The following is an 18,990-nucleotide window of genomic DNA, read 5'->3' on the forward strand; positions in this document are numbered from 1 at the left end:
TCGTCAATTCATAGAGAGCGCAACATTTTGCGCCGCCTGCAGTGCAGCCGAATAGTTGTTTACCAGAAGATCGACCGATGCGGCTGTCGCATCGAACACCGGTGCCGGATAGACGCCGAAGAAGATCGTCAGCACAACCAGCGGATAAAGGATGACCTTTTCGCGGGTCGACAGATCGAGCATCGACTTCAGGCTTTCCTTCTCAAGCGCACCGAAGATCACGCGGCGATAGAGCCACAGCGCATAGGCGGCCGAGAGGATGACGCCGGTTGCCGCAAACAGTGCGACCAGCGTGTTGGCGCGGAAGACGCCGATCAGCGTCAGGAACTCACCGACGAAGCCGGAGGTGCCGGGCAGACCGACATTGGCCATGGTGAAGATCATGAAGGCGACGGCATATTTCGGCATGTTGTTGACGAGGCCGCCATAGGCCGCGATTTCGCGGGTGTGGAGACGGTCGTAGACAACGCCGACGCAGAGGAAGAGCGCGCCCGACACGATGCCGTGCGACAGCATCTGGAAGATTGCGCCCTGCACGCCCTGAACGTTGGCGGCGAAGATACCCATGGTCACGTAACCCATGTGGGCGACGGAGGAATAGGCGATCAGCTTCTTGATGTCGTCCTGCATCATCGCCACCAGCGAGGTGTAGATGATGGCGAGAACCGACAGCGTGAAGACGAAGGGGGCGAAATAATCCGAAGCCAGCGGGAACATCGACAGCGAGAAGCGGATGAAACCGTAACCGCCGAGCTTCAGCATGACGCCAGCCAGGATGACCGAACCTGCGGTCGGGGCCTGAACGTGGGCGTCCGGCAGCCAGGTGTGCACCGGCCACATCGGCATCTTGACCGAGAAGGCGGCGAAACAGGCGAGCCACAGCCAGGTCTGCATGCCGGCCGGGAAGCCGTATTTCAAGAGTTCTGTCATGTCGGTGGTGCCGGCCTGCCAGTACATGGCCATGATGGCGAGCATGGTCAGAACCGAACCGAGCAGCGTGTAGAGGAAGAACTTGTAGGAGGCGTAAACGCGATCCTTGCCGCCCCACACACCGATGATGATGAACATCGGGATCAGCGTCGCTTCGAAGAAGACGTAGAAGAGAACCGTATCCAGCGCCACGAAAACGCCGATCATGACGACTTCCAAGAGCAGGAAGGCGATCATGTATTCCTTGATGCGCTTCTCGATCGAATCCCAGCTTGCCAGCACGCAGAAAGGCATGAGGAAAGTGGTGAGGATGACGAAGAGCATGGAGATGCCGTCGACACCCAGATGGTAGGCGGCGATGTTGCCGAACCATTGATGCTTCTCGACCATCTGGAAACCGGGGTTCGAATTGTCGAAACCGATCCAGATGAACAGCGACACGATGAAGGTGAAGACCGTCGTCAGCAGCGAGACATTGAGAATGTTGCGGCGACCATAGGGGCCGTTCTCATTCGTCAGAAGCAGGAGCACCACGCCGACGAGCGGCAGAAAGGTGACCGTTGAAAGAATGGGCCAATCGGTCATCAGAGGGCACTCCCGAGCATCATCCAGGTGACAAGCGCCGCGATGCCGATCAGCATCGCAAAGGCATAATGATAAAGATAACCGGATTGCAGGCGGACCATGCGGTTGGTCACGTCAACCACACGCGCTGCAATGCCGTTCGGTCCATAGTGGTCGATGACGGCGACGTCGCCCTTCTTCCACAGGAAGCGGCCGAGCGCCTTTGCGGAACGTACGAAGAGGAAGTCGTAGAGTTCGTCGAAATACCACTTGTTCAAGAGGAACTGGTAGAGGCCGCGATGGGTCTCGGCCAGACGCTTCGGCGTCTCCGGCGACTTGATGTACATGTACCATGCGGTCACGAAACCAAGCGCCATCGCGAAAAACGGGCTCCACTTCACCCACAGCGGCACGTGGTGGAATTCCTCGAGGATTTCGTTTTCCGGAAGCGTGAACAGGGCACCCTTCCAGAATTCGGCATATTCATGACCGAAGAAATAACCTTCGAAGGCAACACCGGCAAAGATCGCGCCGACGGTGAGGATGAAGAGCGGGATCAGCATGACCATCGGCGATTCATGCACATGGTGCATGACGTCGGCGGAAGCGCGCGGCTTGCCGAAGAAGGTCATGAAGGCCAGACGCCAGGAATAGAAGCTGGTGAACAGCGCGGCGATGACCAAAAGCGTGAAGGCGAAACCGGACAGCACCGAATGGGACGCGTAAGCGGATTCGATGATGACGTCCTTCGAGAAGAAGCCGGCAAAACCGATCATCGTGCCCGGGATACCAACGCCGGTCAGCGCCAGCGTGCCGACAGTCATGGTCCAGAAGGTGATGGGGATATGCTTGCGCAGGCCGCCCATGTAACGCATGTCCTGCTCGCCATCGACGGCATGGATGACCGAACCGGCGCACAAGAACAGCAGGGCCTTGAAGAAGGCGTGCGTGAAGAGGTGGAACACGGCGGCACCATAAGCGCCGACGCCGAGCGCCACGAACATGTAACCGAGCTGCGAGCAGGTCGAATAGGCAATCACGCGCTTGATGTCGTTCTGCACGAGACCGACGGTCGCGGCAAAGAAGGCGGTGATCGCGCCGATCAGCGTCACGACGGTCAAGGCATCATGCGACAGTTCGAACAGCGGCGACATGCGGGCGACAAGGAAGACGCCGGCGGTAACCATGGTTGCGGCGTGAATGAGGGCAGACACCGGGGTCGGGCCTTCCATCGCGTCCGGCAGCCAGGTGTGCAGCAGGAACTGCGCCGATTTACCCATGGCGCCCATGAAGAGCAGAAGGCAGACGCCCGTCATCGCATTTGCCTTGTCCAGATGCATGCCGAACAGGTTGATGACGGTTTCCGAGGAGGCAGCGCCTTCTGCCGGCAGATAGGTTGCGGCCGCAGCAAAGATCGTCTCGAAATTGATCGAGCCGAACAGCACGAACACGCCGCCAATGCCGAGGATGAAGCCGAAGTCACCAACGCGGTTGACGATGAAGGCCTTCATGGCGGCAGCCGAGGCGGATGGCTTCTTGAACCAGAAGCCGATCAGCAGATAGGACGCCAGACCCACGCCTTCCCAGCCGAAGAACATCTGCAGCAGGTTGTCGGAGGTCACCAGCATCAGCATGGCGAAGGTGAAGAGCGACAGATAGGCGAAGAAGCGCGGACGATGCGGATCGTGATGCATATATCCGATCGAATAGAGGTGCACCAGCGTCGAGACGGTGTTGACCACGACGAACATGACGGCCGTCAGCGTATCGATGCGGAACGCCCATTCGACATCGATGCCGCCGGACTGGATCCAGCGAAGCACGGTGACCTTGATCACCTCGCCCGGCTCGCCATGGGCGAGTGCTACGGTGAAGAAGACGATCCAGGACAGGATGGCGACCACGATCATCAGACCGGTGGTGACATATTCGGAAGCTTTGGCGCCGATGGAGCGGCCGAACAGGCCGGCGATCAGGAAGCCGATCAGTGGAAGAAAGACGATAGCCTTGTAGATCATAGCCTTATCAGCCCTTCATCATATTGACGTCTTCGACGGCGATCGATCCGCGGTTGCGGTAGAAGACAACGAGTATTGCAAGACCGATGGCCGCTTCGGCGGCTGCAACGGTCAGAATGAACAAAGCGAAGACCTGGCCGACGATATCGTTCAGGAAGGCCGAAAAGGCCACCATGTTGATGTTGACCGCAAGCAGGATGAGTTCGATCGACATGAGGATGACGATGACGTTCTTCCGGTTAAGGAAGATGCCGAAGACGCCGATCGTGAAGAGGATCGCGCTGACCGTCAGGTAGTGGGAAAGACCGATTTCCATATTCTGTTTCCTTGGATCCGTTCGCGCCTCAGATGCCCTGGCCCGGCTTGACCTTGACCGTGGTGACGGCGGTCTTCGGGTCGCGGCCGACCTGCGTGGAGATATCCTGCCGCTTGATGTCGGTGCGATGACGCAGCGTCAGCACGATGGCGCCGATCATGGCCACCAGCAGCACGAGGCCGGCGAGCTGGAAGAAGTAGACGTAATTGGTATAGAGCACGTCGCCGAGTGCGGCCGTATTGGTACGTTCGGTGACAGGCGGGATCGGCATGGTAATGGACTTGGCCGCAATCGGGTTCAGCATGCTGCCGCCGACCACGACGATCAATTCCGCCGCAAGGATGACACCGATCAGCGCACCGACCGGGGCATATTGCAGCACGCCCGAACGAAGCTCTGCGAAATCCACATCCAGCATCATGACGACGAAGAGGAAGAGCACCGCCACGGCGCCGACATAAACCACCAGCAGGATCATGCCGAGGAATTCGGCGCCCGTCAGCAGGAACAGCGCGGCTGCGTTGAAGAAGGTCAAAATCAGGAAGAGCACCGAATGAACTGGGTTCTTCGATGCGATGACCATGAACGCAGACGCCACGGCGACGAAAGCGAATATATAAAAGAATACAGCGTGCAGACCCATGTTGGTGCCTTCTTGTCCTCATCGGGCAAAGATGGCTCGAAGGCCCCTCACCCGTTTCGTCCCCGCCGGCGAAAACCGCGCAGGCATTTTACTTTTCATCGCTCTCCGGGGCTTCCCCCGGAAAGACGGTTGCGCCTTAACGGTAAGGCGCATCCAGTGCGAGGTTGCGTGCGATTTCACGCTCCCAGCGGTCGCCATTGTCGAGAAGCTTCTGCTTGTCGAAATAAAGCTCCTCGCGGGTTTCCGTCGCGAATTCGAAGTTCGGGCCTTCGACGATGGCATCCACCGGGCAGGCTTCCTGGCAGAAACCGCAATAGATGCACTTCACCATGTCGATATCGTAACGCACCGTGCGGCGGGTGCCGTCATTGCGGCGCGGGCCGGCTTCGATGGTGATCGCCTGAGCGGGACAGATCGCTTCACACAGCTTGCAGGCGATGCAGCGCTCTTCACCGTTCGGATAACGGCGCAGCGCATGTTCACCACGGAAGCGCGGAGAGACCGGGCCCTTTTCGAAAGGATAGTTCACCGTTGCCTTCTGTTTGAAGAAGTGGCGCATCGTGAGCAGGATCGCGCCGACGAACTCCTTCAGGAACAGCGAATTGACGGCTTGGGAGAGGCTTGCCATCTCAGTCTCCAGATTTCTGAGCGAGGAGTACGGACATCAACCGGCCCACCCCGTCAGCTTCAATACGAATGCAACAATAACGACCATGGCGAGCGACAGCGGCAGGAACACCTTCCAGCCGAGACGCATGAGCTGGTCATAACGGTAACGCGGAACGAAAGCCTTGGTCAGCGCGATCATGAAGAAGACCATGCAGCCCTTCAATGCGAACCAGACAATGCCCGGAACCCAGTTCAGGAACCACACATCCACGATCGGCAGCCAGCCGCCCATGAACAGGATCGTCGTCAGGCAGCAGATCAGGACGATCGCAGCATATTCGCCGAGCATGAACATCATGTAAGGCGTGGAGCCGTATTCGACCATGTGACCGGCGACCAGTTCCGATTCCGCTTCCGGAAGGTCAAAGGGCGGACGGTTGGTTTCGGCAAGGCCCGAAATGAAGAACACGATGAACATCGGGAAGAGCGACAGCCAGTGCCAGTCGAGGAACGAGGCCGGCAGGCCGAGCATGGTGCCGAGGCCGGTCTTCTGGGCCAGAACGATGTCCGTCAGGTTGAGCGAACCGACGCAGAGCAGAACGGTGACGATGACGAGGCCGATCGACACTTCGTAGGACACCATCTGCGCGGCAGAACGCAGCGCGCCGAGGAACGGGTACTTCGAGTTCGAAGCCCAGCCGCCCATGATGATGCCGTATACTTCAAGCGAAGAAATCGCGAAGATATAGAGAATGCCGACATTGATATTGGCGACAACCCAGCCTTCATTGAAGGGAATCACGGCATAGGTGGCGAGCGCCAGCGTCACCGCTACCAGCGGCGCCAGAAGGAAAACGGCCTTGTTGGCGCCGGCCGGAATGACAGGCTCCTTCAGAATGAACTTCAGAAGGTCGGCGAAGGACTGGAAGAGACCGAAGGGACCAACGACGTTCGGACCACGGCGCAGCTGCACAGCCGCCCACACCTTGCGGTCGGCAAGCAGCAGGAACGCGATGGACACCAGAAGGCAAACGAGAAGCAGCAGGGACTGGCCGACCATGATCAGCGCGGGCCAGACGTAGCTCCAGAAAAACTGTTCCATAAATCCCCTACCCTTACTCTGCCGCAGCCTGGAAATTGTTGCGGGCCAATGCGGAGCACTCGGCCATGACGGCGGATGCGCGCGCAATCGGGTTCGTCAAATAAAAGTCTTTAACCGGCGAGGCAAACGCCGACTTGTTGAGCGAGCCGCTTTTGCCAGCCAGCGCTTCGATATCTTTGCCGTTGCCGGCGACGATCTCGTCCGTTTCCGCCAGATGCGGATGCGCTACATAGAGCTGGCCGCGGAGCGCCGACAGCGAATCGAACGGCAGCTTCTTGCCGAGAACATCGGACAGCGCACGCAGGATCGCCCAGTCTTCGCGGGCTTCACCCGGTGCGAAACCGGCGCGGTTGCCCACCTGCACACGGCCTTCGGTGTTGACCCAGATACCGGATTTTTCGGTATAGGCCGCACCCGGAAGGATGACGTCGGCATTCATCGCGCCCTGGTCGCCATGGCTGCCGATATAGACGGTGAACTTGGCGCCCTTGTTCGACAGGTCGAGTTCATCGGCGCCGAGCAGGAAGAGAACGTCCATGGAGGCGACCATGTCAGCGGCGGCAACACCGCCCTCGCCCGGCACGAAGCCGATATCGAGACCGCCGACGCGGGAAGCGGCGGTGTGCAGGACAGAGAAGCCGTTCCACTCTTCGGTGACAGCACCTACCGAGGTAGCGAGCTTGGCGGCGGCAGCCAGCACGGCTGCACCATCGGCGCGCGCCAGAGCACCCTGGCCGATGATGATCAGCGGGTTCTTGGCGGATTTCAGCTTGTCGATGAAGCTGTGCGAGCCATTGGCCAGATCGGACAGCGTTTCAGCGCCGGAACCGAGATATTCGTAATTGTAGCGCAGTTCGCCAGCTTCGCCGATTACGCCGATCGGGAAACCGCCGCGACGCCAGCGCTTGCGGATGCGGGCGTTGAGCACGGCCGCTTCGTAGCGCGGGTTGGAACCGACGATCAGCAGGGCGTCGGCCTGCTCGATGCCTTCAATGGTGGAATTGAAGATGTAGCTGGCGCGACCGAGCGAAGGATCAAGCGCAGCGCCATCCTGACGGCAATCGACATTGGCCGAACCGAGCGAAGCGAGAAGAGACTTCAGCGCGAACATTTCTTCGACGGAGGACAGATCGCCGGCAATCGCACCGATCTTGTTGCCGGACGTTGCGGCAACAGCCTGCTTGATCGCGCCGAAGGCTTCGCCCCAGGTTGCGGGCTGAAGGCGACCATCCTTGCGGACGTAAGGCCGGTCGAGGCGCTGCGTCTTCAGGCCGTCCCAGATGAAGCGGCTCTTATCGGAAATCCACTCTTCGTTGATCGCCTCGTTGACGCGCGGCATGACGCGCATGACTTCGCGGCCACGGGTATCGACGCGGATGGCCGAACCGAGCGCGTCCATCACGTCGATAGTTTCGGTCTTGTTCAGTTCCCACGGACGGGCGGTGAAGGCGAAAGGCTTGGAGGTGAGCGCGCCGACCGGGCAGAGGTCAACAACGTTGCCCTGAAGCTCCGAGGTCATGGCCTGCTCGAGATAGGTGGTGATTTCGGCATCTTCGCCGCGGCCGATGAGGCCGAGTTCGGCAATGCCGGCCACTTCCGTGGTGAAACGGACGCAGCGCGTGCAGTGGATGCAGCGGTTCATGACCGTCTTGACGAGCGGTCCGATATATTTGTCTTCAACCGCGCGCTTGTTTTCCGCATAACGCGAACCGGCGATACCGAAGGCCATGGCCTGGTCCTGCAGGTCGCATTCGCCGCCCTGGTCGCAGATCGGGCAATCGAGCGGGTGGTTGATGAGCAGGAATTCCATCACGCCTTCGCGGGCCTTCTTGACCATCGGCGTGTTGGTGAAAATTTCCGGCAATTCGCCGTTCGGGCCGCCGCGAACGTCGCGAACACCCATGGCGCAGGAAGCGGCGGGCTTGGGCGGTCCGCCCTTCACCTCGATGAGACACATGCGGCAGTTACCCGCGACCGACAAGCGCTCATGAAAACAAAAGCGCGGAACTTCGGCGCCAGCCTCCTCGCACGCCTGCAACAGCGTGAAATGATCCGGAACCTCGATCTCTTTACCGTCAACCTTGAGCTTTGCCATGGTTCTACTTACGTCCTGTTGCCTGTTCGTCCCATGTCTCACACGGTCCGCAACAAATCCTTAATCGCGCCCGGCACTCGTATCGTCTGCCAGACGTTTCATGGTGTCGCGAGGCCGGAAAATTCCGGCTCCGCCTGAAGCCTCAATGCTTATTCAGCGGCTTCCAGAACAGCGCCATCATCCATGGCCCTGTAAGTATATTGGTCGATGCGCTTTTCGATTTCCGGACGGAAATTGCGGATCAGCGCCTGTACCGGCCATGCGGCGGCGTCGCCGAGCGCACAGATGGTGTGGCCTTCGATCTGCTTCGTCACTTCAAACAGCATGTCGATTTCGCGCTTCTGGGCATTGCCCTTGACCATGCGTTCCAGCACGCGCCACATCCAGCCCGTGCCTTCACGGCACGGCGTGCACTGGCCGCAGCTTTCATGCTTGAAGAAGGCCGCGATGCGGGCAATCGCCTTGATGACGTCGGTGGACTTGTCCATGACGATCATGCCGCCGGTGCCGAAGGAAGACTTCACTTCGCGCATGCCGTCGAAATCCATGATGGCGTCCTTCATGTCCTCACCGCGAACGATGGGGCAGGATGCGCCGCCGGGGATGACGCCGAGCAGATTGTCCCAGCCGCCGCGAATGCCACCGCAATGGTGTTCGATCAGCTCGCGGAAGGACAGGCCCAGCGCGTCTTCGAAGGTGCAGGGACGCTCGACATGGCCGGAGACCATGAACAGCTTGGTGCCGACATTGTTCGGACGGCCGATGGACGAGAACCATGCCGCACCTCGGCGCAGGATGGTCGGCGCAACGGCGATGGATTCAACGTTGTTGACGGTCGTCGGGCAGCCGTAAAGACCCATATTGGCCGGGAACGGCGGCTTGAGGCGCGGCTGGCCCTTCTTGCCTTCAAGGCTTTCGAGTAGAGCCGTCTCTTCGCCGCAGATATAGGCACCTGCGCCGTGATGGACGTAGATGTCGAAATCCCAGCCGTTCTTGTTGTTCTTGCCGAGCAGGCCGGCATCGTAGCACTCATCGATAGCCGCCTGCAGCGCCTCACGCTCGCGCATATATTCGCCGCGAACGTAGATATAGGCGGTATGCGCGCCCATGGCGAAACCGGCGATCACGCAGCCTTCAATCAGCGTATGCGGATCGTTGCGCAGGATTTCGCGGTCCTTGCAGGTGCCGGGCTCGGATTCGTCGGCGTTGACGACGAGGTAATGCGGGCGGCCGTCATTTTCCTTCGGCATGAAGGACCATTTGAGACCCGTCGGGAAGCCAGCGCCGCCGCGACCGCGAAGGCCGGAAGCCTTCATCTCGTTGATGATCCAGTCACGGCCCTTTTCGATGATCTGCTTGGTGCCGTCCCAGTGGCCGCGCGCTCTCACGCCCTTCAGGGACTTGTCCTTGAGGCCGTAGAGATTGGTAAAGATGCGATCCTGATCTTTTAACATGCTTCACCTCTTACCGCGGCTTCTTGCCGAAGACCCTGATATACTCGGCTTCGCCACCCTTGGCGAGCGCCTCGGCCTGCTTGACCCAGTCATCACGGCCGATACGGCCCTTGAAATTCAGATATCCATCGACCCAGTCGCATTCGGCCTGCTTCCAGCCGGCGATCTGCGCATAGGTGAAGATGCCGAGCTCGTTCAGCGTACCCTCAATCTTGGGGCCTACACCGGAAATCAGCTTCAGGTCGTCGGGCGTTGCGGGCTTTTCGATGCCTGCCGGACGATCCTTGGAATCGAGCGACGGCTTCGCAGATCCCGAAGCTTCCTTTTCGGCGGTCTTCACATTGGCTTCGGCAGCCTTGGGCGCGGTCACCGGCGTCTTCAGCTTCGGATCGGTTTCAGGCGCATCCGTCTTCGGCTTGGCGGCGTTGGAGGGCGGAACCGGTGCGGCGTCCGCAGCCACTTCGGCCGGCTTGTCGAGATTGGAGCGATCCGGCTTGATCTCTTCCGTCAGCGTCGTCAGGCCGCCGACCGGGACCGACTGGTGACGGTCGATCTGCGGGCCGGTCTTGACGGTGTCGCCCTTGCCTGCCTCGAACGTATCGATGATCTCTTCCAGACGCTCGGGCGTCAGGTCCTCATAGGCGTCCTTGAAGATGATGACCATCGGCGCGTTGACGCAGGCGCCCTGACATTCCACTTCTTCCCAGGACAGCGTGCCGCTCTCATTGGTGTGCAGCGGATCGTGGTGGATCTTCTTGCGGCAGACGTCCATCAGCGCTTCCGAGCCGCGCAGCATGCAGGGCGTGGTGCCGCAAACCTGAACGTGGGCGCGCGTGCCGACCGGCTTCAGCTGGAACTGGGTATAGAAGGTCGCCACTTCCATGACGCGGATATAGGCCATATCCAGCATGTCGGCGATTTTCTCGATGGCGGCGCGGGTAACCCAGCCGTCCTGCTCCTGCGCACGCATGAGCAGCGGGATGACCGCCGATTGCTGGCGTCCCTCGGGATATTTCTTGATCGTCTTTTCAGCCCATGCGGTATTTTCCGCATTGAAGGCGAACGCCACGGGCTGGAACTGATCTTCGGCTAGTCGACGAACGGACATACTTCCTCACGCCTTTTCAGTTTAACGTCTCACAACGCGATCTCGCCACCGTGACGAATTCGCAGGCGTAAGCCGCCTTGTCTTTCTGCATGAACACGATGAACTTGCTGCCATTGGGAACCGAGGCCTTGATCTCGTATCCCGACGACAGAAGCTGCTTGATGGTCGAAGAGCCGCCGCTCGACAGCGATATGCCGCCCTCGTCCGTCGCCGTCTGGGCGAGAGCGGAGGCAGACATCGCAGCGAGAAAAGCCGGTATGGCCAGCGGCAGACGCATCAGCGGTCGACCTCCCCGAACACGATGTCGAGGGAGCCGAGCACGGCTGTAACGTCAGCAAGCTGATGGCCCTTGCACAGGAAATCCATGGCCTGCAGGTGTGCGTAGCCCGGCGCGCGGATCTTGCAGCGATAGGGCTTGTTCGAACCGTCTGCGACCACGTAAACGCCGAACTCGCCCTTCGGCGCTTCGACGGCAGCGTAAACTTCGCCGGCCGGAACGTGATAACCTTCGGTGTAAAGCTTGAAGTGATGGATCAGCGCTTCCATCGAACGCTTCATCTCGCCACGCTTCGGCGGAACTACCTTGCCGTCTAGCGACGAGACCGGGCCGATGCGATGCTTGCCGGAGAGAAGGTCGACGCACTGCTTCATGATCTTTACGGATTCGCGCATTTCCTGCATGCGGATCAGGTAACGATCATAGCAATCGCCGTTCTTGCCGACGGGAATGTCGAATTCGAGATCGGAATAGCACTCATAGGGCTGCGCGCGGCGCAAATCCCAGGCAGCGCCCGAGCCGCGCACCATCACGCCCGTGAAACCCCAGGCGAAGGCGTCTTCAAGCGAGACGACGCCGATATCGACGTTACGCTGCTTGTAGATGCGGTTGTCGGTCAAAAGGCCCTCGATATTGTCGAGAACGGTGAGGAACGGGTCGCACCACTTGCCGATATCATCCACCAGTTCCGGCGGCAGGTCCTGATGCACGCCGCCCGGACGGACATAGGCCGAGTGCATGCGGGCGCCGCAGGCGCGCTCATAAAACACCATCAGCTTTTCGCGTTCTTCGAAGCCCCAGACCGGCGGCGTCATGGCGCCGACGTCCATGGCCTGCGTCGTGACGTTCATGATATGCGACAGGATGCGGCCGATTTCCGAATAGAGGACGCGGATCAGCTGACCGCGCATCGGGATTTCGAGGCCAAGCAGCTTTTCGACGGCGAGCGCGAAAGCGTGTTCCTGATTCATCGGCGCGACGTAGTCGAGGCGGTCGAAGTAAGGAACGGCCTGCAGATAGGTCTTGGTCTCGATCAGCTTTTCGGTGCCGCGATGCAGGAGACCGATATGCGGATCGACGCGCTCGACGATTTCGCCATCCAGTTCCAGAACCAGACGCAGCACGCCGTGCGCGGACGGATGTTCCGGACCGAAGTTGATCGTGAAATTGCGGACGTTATGCTCAGTCATTCTAGTGCTCCGCCGAGGTGATCATGGCGATGAATTCGGGGCCGGTCATGTTCTGCGTGGTTTCCGCGAAAGAATAGCTCGAAGGCTTCTCATCCGTGAAAATCTGCGACGCGAACTTGAAACTGGAAGGGTTATCGAAAGCCTGCAGCGAAACGGCGAAATGCTTGCCGTCCTTCGAGCGCCACATCAGCGTGCTGCCGCAGTTCTTGCAGAAGCAGCGCTCACCCCATTCCGACGAGGAATAGACGCCGAGGTTCTCTTCGTTCTCAACGGAGATATCAGCGCATTCGACAGCCAGAAAGGCACCGCCGGACCAGCGGCGGCACATGGAGCAATGGCAAACGCCGAATTCGCGGGCACCGATGACGGCATTGAGGCCGACGGCGCCGCAAAGACATTGTCCATGCTCTGTCGCGGGGGCTTGGCTCATTGCTTGGCCTTTTCGTCACCCGGGAGAACATATTCGGTCCCTTCCCAGGGGGAGAGGAAATCGAAGTTGCGGAATTCCTGTTTCAGTTCAACCGGTTCATAAAGAACCCGTTTCAGCACGTCATCGTAACGCACTTCCACAAAGCCGGTAACCGGAAAATCCTTGCGCAGCGGATGGCCTTCGAAACCGTAGTCCGTGAGGATGCGGCGGAGATCCTTATGGCCTTCGAACGGAATGCCATACATGTCCCAGGCTTCGCGCTCGAACCATTCGGCACCCATATAAACCGAGGTCGAAGACGGTACGCCCTCGTCTTCCGCCACCTGCAGCTTGACGCGTACGCGCAGGTTCTGGCGCGGCGACAACAGATGATAGACAACGTCGAAACGCTTTTCGCGCTGCGGCCAGTCGACACCGCAAATATCGATGATGTTGACGAAACCGCACTGCACGTCGTCACGCAGGAAGGTCAAAAGCGCGATCACGCTTTCAGGCGTCGTGTTCAGGGTCAGCTCGCCATAGGCGATATCAGCCGACACCACGAGGGAACCACGCGCTTCCTTAACGTAAGCAGCAAGATCGTTGAGAGCTTCGCTCATTCTTAATCCGTCCTTTGCCCTTAGCGCTCGATCGTACCGGTACGACGAATCTTCTTCTGCAGCAGAAGCACGCCGTAAAGCAGCGCCTCCGCCGTGGGGGGACAGCCCGGAACGTAGATATCCACCGGCACGACGCGGTCGCAGCCGCGCACCACGGCGTAGGAATAATGGTAATAACCGCCGCCATTGGCACAGGAGCCCATGGAGATGACGTAACGCGGCTCAGGCATCTGGTCATAGACCTTGCGCAGAGCGGGCGCCATCTTGTTGGTCAGCGTGCCGGCGACGATCATCACGTCCGACTGGCGCGGTGAGGCGCGCGGGGCGACGCCGAAGCGCTCCATGTCATAACGCGGGCCGGACGCCTGCATCAGGCCTTCGACGGCGCAGCAGGCAAGGCCGAACTGCATCCACATCAGGGAGCCGGTGCGTGCCCAGGTGATCAGCTCGTCGGTCGAGGTGACGAGAAAACCCTTGTCGGCCAGCTCGTCATTGATTTCCGTGAAGTAGGCATCGTTGCTGCCAACCGGCTTGCCGGTGGAGGGATCGATGATCCCCTTCGGCTGCGGCGCAACGAGCGTGGTGTTGTTCTGGCTCATGCCCATTCCAGCGCTCCCTTCTTCCACTCATAGATAAAGCCGATGGTGAGAACGAGAAGGAACACCATCATCGACCAGAAACCGAACCAGCCCATCTCGCCGAAAGACACCGCCCAGGGGAACAGGAAGGCGACTTCCAGGTCGAAGATGATGAACAGGATCGACACGAGATAAAAGCGGATATCGAATTTCATGCGGGCATCGTCGAAGGCGTTGAAACCGCACTCGAAAGCAGAAAGCTTTTCCGGGTCCGGCGCCTTGTAAGCGACAGCGAACGGCGCAATGAGAAGCGCCAGGCCGATGACGAGAGCGATACCGATGAATATTGCGATCGGAATGTAGGAACTGAGGAGTTCAGTCATGGTCTCTTCCCTGCCCGGCCGGGTGCCGGGCCTGCCTTTGTGACCTTAAGTCTCAAAGAGCGGACAATATGTTGCAACGCCAAAGTCGTTAGCGCAGCCGCGCTCTCTCTGCAAGAGTTTAGGCACCATTTCAAGACACCTGCCGCATTGATTGGCAACAATATTGCCGGAATTGACGCAAATTTGGGCCACAATTCCGACCTAAGCCCCTCAAATACAATAATAATCGATTGAACGACGCAACCGCAAAAAAGTCACACGAATTTTACGTCCGGATGGCGGCGAAGTGACGATATTCGGGAATCGAAACTTGACTAAAAAATGCAGGAAAAATCGCGTTTAAGAAGCCCGGAATCAGGCGCTGGAATCGTCAATAGACGAGCGCGCAAATCGCGCGTCGATCTGTTTTTGAGGAGACATTTCAGGATAGAGAAATGGCGCGAGTGACGGGGCTCGAACCCGCGACCTCCGGCGTGACAGGCCGGCACTCTAACCGACTGAGCTACACCCGCGCACCACAGACATTCATCTGCGTTTTCCGAGGGACAGGATGGCGCGAGTGACGGGGCTCGAACCCGCGACCTCCGGCGTGACAGGCCGGCACTCTAACCGACTGAGCTACACCCGCATCTCCTGACGACAGGAACCAGTCCCGCCGCTCGAACCAGCCTCGGCTGTTCGATGAGCGGCTAACTACGGCGTTCGTGCGGGGGTGTCAAGCAGGTTTCACGACAAAAGAATAAGCTTCTTCATTTTGATCAGGAAAAACCGAAAGGCCTTGGAACGCGATTGCGGCAAACGCCCTGTTTTTCGGGCTTTTCCCAACGAAAACAAAAAACTTGTCCACAGCCGGAGGCTTCCGTAGCGGGATTTCCACATGACCATCACGGCTTCCTCGGTTCCTGTTTCAGGCAAAAAGCCCGCAGTTCCCGGCTTTTTGCCCCCGTCCCCCGGCGACGGAAAATTCTCTCGGCAAAAAAAACAAAAAAACTTCACAAAAGCCCTTGCGGTTTTTTTCCGATCCGCATACATCACGGCCACCGACGCGGCGGACATGATCCGCAAGACGCGAAGGGCGATTAGCTCAGTTGGTAGAGCGCCTCGTTTACACCGAGGATGTCGGGAGTTCGAGTCTCTCATCGCCCACCATTTTCCCAGAAGATTTAAATATCACCCCCTGATACCGAGATTGTTCGTGTTTGCTTTGGCTATGCGATAAGCCCTCCAGTATTCGGAATCATTGCCCCCTGCCCTAACTACGGTCGGTAGAGCGTCGTCACGATTCCCAACCGCTGGAATCGCTTTTCTCCAGTTGCGCCATGCCAAATCGGCACCACTGTTCCAAAATCCGACAACTTGACCACCCCCTGTATCACCCCGCAACATACCGGAAAATAAGGAAGATTCAGACTTTCTAAAGAGATTTCAGGCATTGTTTGCGCACCGTTTCATGATGAACGGTTGAACTGATGGATGAAACCATGTCGATCGACGCGTTTGTAACACTCGCGCTTATTGCGCTGCCTGTTTATATTTTTTTCCGCTGGGTCCAGCAGGACTCGGAAAAACAAGATACTCCCAAAAGCAAGAATTCCATGGGGCGGTGATCCGTTACGATCGATCCGCAGCATTTTCCCGGATGGCTCCGGACGAATCCTTCACAATCCGATATCGAAGCGGCAACGCCGATTTTAACGGCTTGCATCGTCGGGCATCGTGCAAGATCGGGAAACGCGGCCAAGAGGCCCCTCGCCGTACAAAAAAGCCGGGCATAGCCCGGCTTTTTTCATTTGCGGCGCCAATCGGCTCGATCAGTTGATCGCCTTCATATTGACGGTGAAGAACAGCGTTTCGCCGGAAGAATCGTCCACGCCGTCATTGTCGGTCACGGCATAGGCCGTTCCCGCCTTGTCGAAGGTGAAGCCTTCCAGCTTGTCGACGACATAACCGTTGGTCTGGGCCTTGAGGTCAGGCAGGAAGTCATGGGCTTCCTGCTTGGCCACCAGCGGCAGTTCGCCGCCGATCTTGCCCGGCTTCAGGTCCGCGATCGCAACACGGTAGAGCTTCTTGATCTTGGCCTTGTCGCCGATCTGGTTGTCGCGCTCGACGATATAGACATAGTCGCCCTGCGCGGCGATTTCGGAGAGGCCGACCCAGCCTGCCTCGGTCTTGTCGAGCGGGTAACGGACGGCGCCCCACTCCTTGGATTTCGGATTGTAGGAGACCAGCTTGACGAAGCCCTTTTCGTCCGTGCCCCATTCACGCTGCACAGCCATCCACAGCGTCGCGTCGTCGCCCTTGCCGATCATGGTCACGCCTTCGAAACCGAAGCGGGTGTCGCCGGCGAGAAGTTCCTTCGGCAATGCGATCTCGGCCTTGATCTCGCCCTTGGCGTTGACGTTATAGAGCGCGTGCGGAACGAGCTTGGCGCTGTCGCCCTCAGAAGCCAGCCAGAAACCGCCCTTGCCGTCCAGCGTGATGCCTTCGATGTCTAGCTTTTGAGCGGCGATGCCGTCACGCTTGACGCGCAGCACGCTGGTGATGGTGGCGGGCTTTTTCGTCGCATCGATGGTGAAGATCGACGGCTGGTTGCCATAGACCGAGTCGGACACGGCATAGAGAATGCCGGGCTTTTCGGCATCGCCGACCAGACCCGAAAGAGCGCCCCAGCCGATCGGCGCACCATCGACGGTGGCGGAAGCCAGCTGCGGATAGGCTGCTTCACCTTCACCGCGCTCATAGAGCATGACATGCGAGCGGACGCCGCCGTCTTCGATCAGATCGACCTCATTGGCCGTGGCAAGGAGGTTGCGCGACGGGATGGCGACAGCGCCTTCCGGCGAAACGCCCGAAGGCAGGAGCTGCGTCAGTTCCGGCTCCTTGCCGGTGTCCTTGTAGACAGCGACGACAGAGGCGCGCTCCGACAGCACGAAGAAATATTTCTGGTCGCCGAAGGTCGCCGCTTCCAGACCTTCCGGCTCGATGCCCTTTGCCTTGGAGCGCTTTTCCGGATAGTGGCCGATGGCCGCAACCGCGTGTTCGAGCGAGGAGCCGGATTCGTAGACGAGCTTGCCGGTCTTGTCGAAGATGGTAAAGCCGCGCGAACCGCCCTGCCAGTCGCCCTCATTGGCGATGACGATACGGTCGTTGTCCAGCCACTTCACGGCGTCCGGCTCGCGCTTGCGGCCTTCCTGCTTGTCGGTGAACTTCAACTGGCCATCGGTCTTCGTATCGATGCCTTCAAGATCGACCTTGCCGGCGGAGAAATGCGTCTTCACCGTACCGGTCTTGCCGTCGAGAATGACGATATGATTGTTTTCCTGAAGAGTCAGCGCGATCTCGCCATTGGCGTTGATCGACACGAATTCCGGCTCCGGATCCTCAGGAGAAATTTCGGCAAGACCGGTGAGCTCGATCTTCTTCAGCGTCGCGCAATCGGCAACGCCGTCCTTCAGACCGACAGTCACCAGATAACCGGCGGGCATCTGCGGCAGGGCGCCTTCGTTCACCTCTTCATCGCGCTCGTTTTCGATGGCGATGGAGGCGAAGGTCTTGTCTGGGGAAACGGCGACGGAATCGGGCTGGCCGCCGAGATCACAGCTTGCTTCGATCTTTTTGGTAGCAATATCGACCGTCACCAGCTTGCCGGAGGGCTTGGCGCGATTTTTCGACGTATTGACGCCGGCCAGCACCTTGAGACCGGCAACGGCAACGGAGGTCGGTTCGCCTTCGAGCAGCAGCGCGCCGCCGGCCTTGGGAGCCTTGGCGTCGGTGATGTCGATGAAACCGATGCCGCCAAGCGGGCTGTCCGAATATATCAACGTCTTGCCGTCTTCGCTGGCGGTAATGATTTCAGCCGAGGTGACGGACTTGGTGTCCTTGTCCGCGGGAAGGTTTTTCGCCACGGGGAAAGATGCGATGCGGTTGAAAACCGGCTCGGCCGCGGCCGGGATGGCTGCGGACGTGAGCAGCGCGGCGGTCAAAGCCATTTGAGAAAATCGGAACGCCATTTTAATCCCCCTTGGGTCCAGAAATACCCCAAGGCTTCTGCGTTACAGACATGACAGTGGCATGACACTTCCTGACCGCTGAATCAAAAAGCCCGGCCTGGAAGGCCGGGCTTTCGTGTTTATGCCCACATTCCGCGTCGAAAAACGCCGTGTGTCCGGATGGAAGCTACACAGGCGCTTCCCTGCTTTCATTCACATCTTGACCGGGAGAACCCGGCCTGTCCGAAAAGAGCTTTTCGAAACACCGCCCGCTTTTGGCGGCGATGTGACGGCGTCAGGGCGTCAAAACATGTTTCCTCGTGAACCTGAAAAGCCGCCCGCCCGCCGCCGGGCGTTGCGGCTTTCCGGAAACCTTACGAGTTGACGGCGTCCTTCAGGCCCTTGCCTGCGGAAAACTTCGGTACGTTGCGAGCCGGGATATCGACTTCAGCACCCGTGGAAGGGTTACGGCCCTTGGAGGCTTCACGACGGCTGACGGAGAAGCTGCCGAAGCCGGCCAGGCGAATGTCGCCACCGTTCTTCAGTTCGCTCTGTACAGTTTCGAATACAGCATCAACAGCGGAAGCAGCATCTGCCTTCGTGAGACCAGCCTTTTCGGCAACAGCAGAGACGAGCTCGTTCTTGTTCATGTTTCCACCCCTTTCAATGGTTTGAAACGACTCAAATTAAGCCGGCGCAGAATAC

At 59.0% G+C, this 18,990-nt stretch carries 19 protein-coding genes and 3 tRNA genes; 2 read left to right on the forward strand and 20 right to left on the reverse strand.

From position 1 onward, the window contains the following. Positions 1–3 precede the first annotated feature (3 nt). From ACQZ40_RS05375 to ACQZ40_RS05460, 18 genes are all read right to left on the reverse strand, one after another. Complete coding sequence (locus ACQZ40_RS05375) at positions 4–1,515, reverse strand: NADH-quinone oxidoreductase subunit M (protein ID WP_142844881.1); 1,512 nt, start codon at positions 1,513–1,515, stop codon at positions 4–6. Further along, entirely contained in the window at positions 1,515–3,512 is a 1,998-nt protein-coding gene (gene nuoL / locus ACQZ40_RS05380) for an NADH-quinone oxidoreductase subunit L (RefSeq protein WP_065115441.1), read from the reverse strand. The genes ACQZ40_RS05375 and nuoL overlap by 1 nt, the downstream gene beginning before the upstream one ends. A 7-nt stretch (positions 3,513–3,519) precedes the next feature. After that, positions 3,520–3,828, reverse strand: a complete 309-nt coding sequence (gene nuoK / locus ACQZ40_RS05385) for an NADH-quinone oxidoreductase subunit NuoK (protein ID WP_003521516.1) — start codon at positions 3,826–3,828, stop codon at positions 3,520–3,522. A gap of 28 nt (positions 3,829–3,856) precedes the next feature. Beyond that, on the reverse strand, positions 3,857–4,471 hold the full coding sequence (locus tag ACQZ40_RS05390; RefSeq protein ID WP_003521517.1) for an NADH-quinone oxidoreductase subunit J: 615 nt from the start codon (positions 4,469–4,471) through the stop codon (positions 3,857–3,859). A 136-nt stretch (positions 4,472–4,607) separates the two neighbouring features. Beyond that, complete coding sequence (nuoI, locus tag ACQZ40_RS05395) at positions 4,608–5,099, reverse strand: NADH-quinone oxidoreductase subunit NuoI (protein WP_003496449.1); 492 nt, start codon at positions 5,097–5,099, stop codon at positions 4,608–4,610. 36 nt (positions 5,100–5,135) lie between these two features. Further along, positions 5,136–6,182 carry an NADH-quinone oxidoreductase subunit NuoH gene (nuoH, locus tag ACQZ40_RS05400; protein WP_003521518.1) on the reverse strand — a complete coding sequence of 349 codons (1,047 nt, stop codon included), beginning with the start codon at positions 6,180–6,182 and terminating at the stop codon, positions 5,136–5,138. A gap of 13 nt (positions 6,183–6,195) precedes the next feature. Then, positions 6,196–8,277 carry an NADH-quinone oxidoreductase subunit NuoG gene (gene nuoG, locus ACQZ40_RS05405; RefSeq protein ID WP_125145962.1) on the reverse strand — a complete coding sequence of 694 codons (2,082 nt, stop codon included), beginning with the start codon at positions 8,275–8,277 and terminating at the stop codon, positions 6,196–6,198. Between the two features lie 149 nt (positions 8,278–8,426). Then, positions 8,427–9,731: an NADH-quinone oxidoreductase subunit NuoF gene (nuoF, locus tag ACQZ40_RS05410; RefSeq protein ID WP_020012329.1), complete on the reverse strand. Its 1,305-nt coding sequence runs from the start codon at positions 9,729–9,731 to the stop codon at positions 8,427–8,429. 10 nt (positions 9,732–9,741) lie between these two features. After that, a complete protein-coding gene (locus ACQZ40_RS05415; RefSeq protein WP_078054017.1) occupies positions 9,742–10,839 on the reverse strand; it encodes an NADH-quinone oxidoreductase subunit E in 1,098 nt (365 codons plus the stop codon). 16 nt (positions 10,840–10,855) lie between these two features. Then, positions 10,856–11,116 (reverse strand): hypothetical protein, encoded by a 261-nt coding sequence (locus ACQZ40_RS05420; RefSeq protein ID WP_065653988.1) that lies wholly within the window; start codon positions 11,114–11,116, stop codon positions 10,856–10,858. Further along, positions 11,116–12,306, reverse strand: coding sequence for an NADH-quinone oxidoreductase subunit D (locus ACQZ40_RS05425; RefSeq protein WP_003496461.1), 1,191 nt, complete (start codon positions 12,304–12,306; stop codon positions 11,116–11,118). The genes ACQZ40_RS05420 and ACQZ40_RS05425 overlap by 1 nt, the downstream gene beginning before the upstream one ends. Before the next feature lies 1 nt (position 12,307). After that, entirely contained in the window at positions 12,308–12,736 is a 429-nt protein-coding gene (locus ACQZ40_RS05430) for a GFA family protein (RefSeq protein ID WP_065653989.1), read from the reverse strand. Continuing rightward, entirely contained in the window at positions 12,733–13,335 is a 603-nt protein-coding gene (locus ACQZ40_RS05435; protein WP_003496465.1) for an NADH-quinone oxidoreductase subunit C, read from the reverse strand. The genes ACQZ40_RS05430 and ACQZ40_RS05435 overlap by 4 nt, the downstream gene beginning before the upstream one ends. A 20-nt stretch (positions 13,336–13,355) precedes the next feature. Continuing rightward, on the reverse strand, positions 13,356–13,940 hold the full coding sequence (locus ACQZ40_RS05440) for a NuoB/complex I 20 kDa subunit family protein (protein ID WP_003521524.1): 585 nt from the start codon (positions 13,938–13,940) through the stop codon (positions 13,356–13,358). Next, positions 13,931–14,296, reverse strand: coding sequence for an NADH-quinone oxidoreductase subunit A (locus ACQZ40_RS05445; RefSeq protein WP_003496469.1), 366 nt, complete (start codon positions 14,294–14,296; stop codon positions 13,931–13,933). Before ACQZ40_RS05445 ends, ACQZ40_RS05440 begins: the two co-directional genes overlap by 10 nt. 435 nt (positions 14,297–14,731) lie before the next feature. Next, positions 14,732–14,808, reverse strand: a tRNA-Asp gene (locus tag ACQZ40_RS05450). A gap of 39 nt (positions 14,809–14,847) precedes the next feature. Further along, positions 14,848–14,924: transfer RNA gene (locus ACQZ40_RS05455), tRNA-Asp, on the reverse strand. A gap of 98 nt (positions 14,925–15,022) precedes the next feature. After that, positions 15,023–15,352, reverse strand: a complete 330-nt coding sequence (locus tag ACQZ40_RS05460; protein ID WP_448747535.1) for a hypothetical protein — start codon at positions 15,350–15,352, stop codon at positions 15,023–15,025. A gap of 17 nt (positions 15,353–15,369) precedes the next feature. On the opposite strand from ACQZ40_RS05460, the gene ACQZ40_RS05465 reads away from it, so the two are divergent. Together ACQZ40_RS05465 and ACQZ40_RS05470 are read left to right on the forward strand one after the other, a co-directional pair. After that, positions 15,370–15,445, forward strand: a tRNA-Val gene (locus ACQZ40_RS05465). 320 nt (positions 15,446–15,765) lie between these two features. After that, entirely contained in the window at positions 15,766–15,903 is a 138-nt protein-coding gene (locus ACQZ40_RS05470; RefSeq protein WP_003502364.1) for a hypothetical protein, read from the forward strand. 204 nt (positions 15,904–16,107) lie between these two features. Here the strand turns inward: ACQZ40_RS05470 and ACQZ40_RS05475 are convergent, their stop codons facing one another. Next, positions 16,108–18,306 (reverse strand): esterase-like activity of phytase family protein, encoded by a 2,199-nt coding sequence (locus ACQZ40_RS05475; RefSeq protein WP_448747536.1) that lies wholly within the window; start codon positions 18,304–18,306, stop codon positions 16,108–16,110. Between the two features lie 353 nt (positions 18,307–18,659). After that, on the reverse strand, positions 18,660–18,935 hold the full coding sequence (gene hupB, locus ACQZ40_RS05480) for a DNA-binding protein HupB (protein WP_003502360.1): 276 nt from the start codon (positions 18,933–18,935) through the stop codon (positions 18,660–18,662). Positions 18,936–18,990 lie beyond the last annotated feature (55 nt).

This window comes from Agrobacterium sp. 16-172Ci (assembly GCF_053522725.1).

Excerpts from the sequence above, each read along its gene's own strand:
- ACQZ40_RS05375 (WP_142844881.1), bottom strand. The coding sequence starts at position 1,515 with ATGACCGATTGGCCCATTCTTTCAACGGTCACCTTTCTGCCGCTCGTC.
- nuoL (WP_065115441.1), bottom strand. The coding sequence starts at position 3,512 with ATGATCTACAAGGCTATCGTCTTTCTTCCACTGATCGGCTTCCTGATC.
- nuoK (WP_003521516.1), bottom strand. The coding sequence starts at position 3,828 with ATGGAAATCGGTCTTTCCCACTACCTGACGGTCAGCGCGATCCTCTTC.
- ACQZ40_RS05390 (WP_003521517.1), bottom strand. The coding sequence starts at position 4,471 with ATGGGTCTGCACGCTGTATTCTTTTATATATTCGCTTTCGTCGCCGTG.
- nuoI (WP_003496449.1), bottom strand. The coding sequence starts at position 5,099 with ATGGCAAGCCTCTCCCAAGCCGTCAATTCGCTGTTCCTGAAGGAGTTC.
- nuoH (WP_003521518.1), bottom strand. The coding sequence starts at position 6,182 with ATGGAACAGTTTTTCTGGAGCTACGTCTGGCCCGCGCTGATCATGGTC.
- nuoG (WP_125145962.1), bottom strand. The coding sequence starts at position 8,277 with ATGGCAAAGCTCAAGGTTGACGGTAAAGAGATCGAGGTTCCGGATCAT.
- nuoF (WP_020012329.1), bottom strand. The coding sequence starts at position 9,731 with ATGTTAAAAGATCAGGATCGCATCTTTACCAATCTCTACGGCCTCAAG.
- ACQZ40_RS05415 (WP_078054017.1), bottom strand. The coding sequence starts at position 10,839 with ATGTCCGTTCGTCGACTAGCCGAAGATCAGTTCCAGCCCGTGGCGTTC.
- ACQZ40_RS05420 (WP_065653988.1), bottom strand. The coding sequence starts at position 11,116 with ATGCGTCTGCCGCTGGCCATACCGGCTTTTCTCGCTGCGATGTCTGCC.
- ACQZ40_RS05425 (WP_003496461.1), bottom strand. The coding sequence starts at position 12,306 with ATGACTGAGCATAACGTCCGCAATTTCACGATCAACTTCGGTCCGGAA.
- ACQZ40_RS05430 (WP_065653989.1), bottom strand. The coding sequence starts at position 12,736 with ATGAGCCAAGCCCCCGCGACAGAGCATGGACAATGTCTTTGCGGCGCC.
- ACQZ40_RS05435 (WP_003496465.1), bottom strand. The coding sequence starts at position 13,335 with ATGAGCGAAGCTCTCAACGATCTTGCTGCTTACGTTAAGGAAGCGCGT.
- ACQZ40_RS05440 (WP_003521524.1), bottom strand. The coding sequence starts at position 13,940 with ATGGGCATGAGCCAGAACAACACCACGCTCGTTGCGCCGCAGCCGAAG.
- ACQZ40_RS05445 (WP_003496469.1), bottom strand. The coding sequence starts at position 14,296 with ATGACTGAACTCCTCAGTTCCTACATTCCGATCGCAATATTCATCGGT.
- ACQZ40_RS05460 (WP_448747535.1), bottom strand. The coding sequence starts at position 15,352 with ATGTCCGCCGCGTCGGTGGCCGTGATGTATGCGGATCGGAAAAAAACC.
- ACQZ40_RS05470 (WP_003502364.1), top strand. The coding sequence starts at position 15,766 with ATGGATGAAACCATGTCGATCGACGCGTTTGTAACACTCGCGCTTATT.
- ACQZ40_RS05475 (WP_448747536.1), bottom strand. The coding sequence starts at position 18,306 with ATGGCGTTCCGATTTTCTCAAATGGCTTTGACCGCCGCGCTGCTCACG.
- hupB (WP_003502360.1), bottom strand. The coding sequence starts at position 18,935 with ATGAACAAGAACGAGCTCGTCTCTGCTGTTGCCGAAAAGGCTGGTCTC.